This window comes from Candidatus Babeliales bacterium, assembly GCA_035288105.1.
Taxonomy (GTDB): domain Bacteria; phylum Babelota; class Babeliae; order Babelales; family Vermiphilaceae; genus SOIL31.
The window spans coordinates 1-3,181 of the sequence record DATEAY010000080.1 but is presented as its reverse complement, the minus strand read 5'-3'; the positions used below and the strand labels follow the sequence as shown (position 1 = coordinate 3,181).

The window sequence follows — 3,181 nt, the reverse complement described above, 5'->3', positions numbered from 1 at the left end:
TAGCAGTTACATCAACTATATTTTCTGCAGTTAAATGTGGCTCGATGGTCTTATAAAATACTTCTGCTTTCTGCCAATAATCATTCATTCGTTGTAAGCGCTCTTCTGGAGCCAAATGATATATGTCACTGACTGCATCAGAAGTAAAACAAGCAGTGTTGATCACAAATTCACAAACTTTTTCTGTTGCATAGTAGATTTTTTCTGCAGTAGTTATTGGATGCAGAGCTGCATCTCCAACTGCCAAGACTCCTTGCTCAAGGAGATTAACTCCCATCAGAGCCAATGATCCCCAATCCTTCGCTTGTTCAACAGGATTAACTCTTAAAACAAACATTGTTACTGCTCGTGCTAGTAAACCAGGAGTTCTTTCCCACAGTGTTGGCCCGCCTTCAGCAACAACTTCAGATTGCGTTTGTAAATCAGTTAAAACATGATCAACTGTAGCCACATGAAATACAAACTCCACATCATTTTTTGGTGCTCGTATTATATCTAACGACTGATCAATTGATACTTGCATATCAGCAACATGTTGTAGATTGCACAAACTAGCATTACCCAATACTTGTCTTGCAATAATCTCAAAGCCATTTGCAACAGCATGGCAGCTATCACTACGAGTAAGGATGTCTGCCGTTATATTTTGTACATCAATCGGAATAAAAAATTCTTTCTCAAATGTTTTTTCTAAACATTTTTGTTGCTCAATACATTCTTCACAATTATTCTCTTCTATCTTTTGCTCAATCTGTGGATTTAGATCAACTAATTCTTCATGCACTTCAGGTAAACTTCTAGATTCTGTAATAGCAATATGTTCATTGCTTACTGTACTTTTAGAATTTGGTAATGGCCGATAATCAGGACGAGCTTTATGAAATTTTTGAGCCACTGCAATACGATCAATTCTAGAATTATACATTACACTTTCTCGTAGATATTCCTGCTCTGGTATTATCCTCGGAGGTTGTTCTATCATCGGCTCTACTTGGGCTTCTAAGTCACTCAATGCCGCACATGCTTCATTCCATGAACCATGTCTAATTTTACCAAATGTAAGATTAATGGGATCTTTAAAAGCTCTTTCTGCTATAGCAAAACAAATTTCATCAGCCATATTTGGCATTTCATTAAGTGACACCTTAATCGCCAAACGCTTATAAAGATTCTCAAGCGCAGCAATGTCATTTTTTTTCTGTAAAACATTACATAACCGAGAGAATTGCTGTATTTCATCCAAACACTCTTTACCCATGTGGTTTACTATAAAATCACCACGAGTCGTAAAGCCATCTGCAGCAATTCTCAGAATATCAACTCCCAATAAATTTACTGGATATGCATTATCACAAATATATGTACCATCCACGGAAAACAAGGCCTTTAATTCCTGGAATGCTTTACTCGCTGTATCATAATCAGCATGATGTATATCATTCATAAGCTGTTCTACTCGTCCTGATTTTAAAGCATCTATAATCGGTAGAATACAATTATATTTACGAATTTTACTCTCCCTCCACGCTTTTGCTCTTTTATATTTAAAATACTTTGTAAGACGTTCAAAACGAGCTTGTACAAGAGGATGTTTCAACACACGACTAATATTATCTGGAGAATATATATTTCTGAGAACTATATCTGAATCGAATACCTTCTTTCTTAGTTCTCTTTCCCTCATTGTCTCGGGGTGCACTATATCTTGTTCACGGACAAATTTTTTATTGCTAAAACTATCGAGTGATTTAAAGCATTCTTTTTGTTGTTTTTCTGAAAATTTTCCTTGCAATAATGGCTCTGCATTTATCTTGTGTATTTCAGGGATAGCACATATATTCTGGTCATTATCTATTCCACGTGACGTATATTCTACTGATATACCCGTATGTATTGGCATAGGTTTAATTTCTTGATCTTTATATTGATACGTATCTGGAGTTTTTTTCACCTCGAAGGTATATGTATAATTTTCACTTGGTATAGCAGAAAAAACCATCTTTGATGCAATAATAGGACTGTGGATAGACAACAATAGTATGAGCAACAACGTAGTAATAGAGTTTTCTATTTTAAGCATGATGAGTGATTTCTTTCGGGCTCACCTGATCAGATCCGCCAAGAAAATCATGACACAAACGTACTAGACTAATGATATTAAGGGTCATATACAAAATGGTACTCCAATTTTGCAATTTTTTGCTAAATTGCTCAGAATCAAATAGAGATTCTTTGGTCATTAAACATTCTGCTTTTCGCTGATCCAATGCTTGCTGAAAATGTTTTTTAGTTAAAATTAAAAATTTGATTTAGTATATAACGAAATCTGATATGATGAAATTAATTAATCCATTACCTTAACTTTTGAAAAACGTCATGCCTAAAATAAAACAATTATCACAACATGAAGCACAAAAAATTGCAGCAGGAGAAGTTGTTGAACGTCCTGCAAATATCGTCAAAGAATTAGTCGAAAATTCCATTGATGCTGGTGCAACACGCATTAGTATCTATGTTGAAGATGGCGGCAAACAACTCATTAGAATTATTGATAATGGCTGCGGAATGGATGCAACTGATGCGCAAAAATGTTTTGACCGTCATGCAACGAGTAAAATAACTCGTGTTGATGAATTAGAATCAATTGATACATTTGGTTTTCGTGGAGAAGCTCTTGCCAGTGTTGCATCTGTCAGCAAAATTACATTGCTCACCAAAGAAGAAAGCAGTTTAGAAGGCACACAAGTGCTCATGGAAGCAAACGCTATTGCGCACGTCAATTCTGTTGCATGTGCAACGGGCACCGATATTAGCATCCACAATCTTTTTTTTAATGTTCCTGCGCGTAAAAAATTCTTAAAATCAACGCAAACAGAATGGCGTGCAATACAACTGCTGTTTAACGCTTTTTGTTTTGATTATCCACATATTCACTTTACACTGTTCTCTGAAGGTAAACCGATACATAATTGCCCTGTAGTTGATGATATAAAAGACCGCGCACTACAATTATTCGAACCAGTAACACATAAACATCTACTTACCATATCTACCAACGCAGATATTTCTCTTAATGGTGTTATTTCTGATCACCAACAGTATCGCTACGATAGAAGTGGAATTTATTTTTTTGTGAATAAACGCTGGGTAAAAAATCAGCATTTGAGCAGCGCATTAATCA

General features: G+C 35.5%; 2 protein-coding genes. One reads left to right on the top strand and one right to left on the bottom strand.

Annotated features, from left to right (window positions below):
• Positions 1 to 2,080: hypothetical protein (locus VJJ26_04765; protein ID HLC07470.1), on the bottom strand; the 2,080-nt coding region annotated here is incomplete at its 3' end.
• Positions 2,081 to 2,376: 296 nt separating this feature from the next.
• On the opposite strand from VJJ26_04765, the gene mutL reads away from it, so the two are divergent.
• The coding region (gene mutL, locus VJJ26_04760; GenBank protein HLC07469.1) for a DNA mismatch repair endonuclease MutL at positions 2,377 to 3,181 on the top strand (805 nt) is incomplete at its 3' end.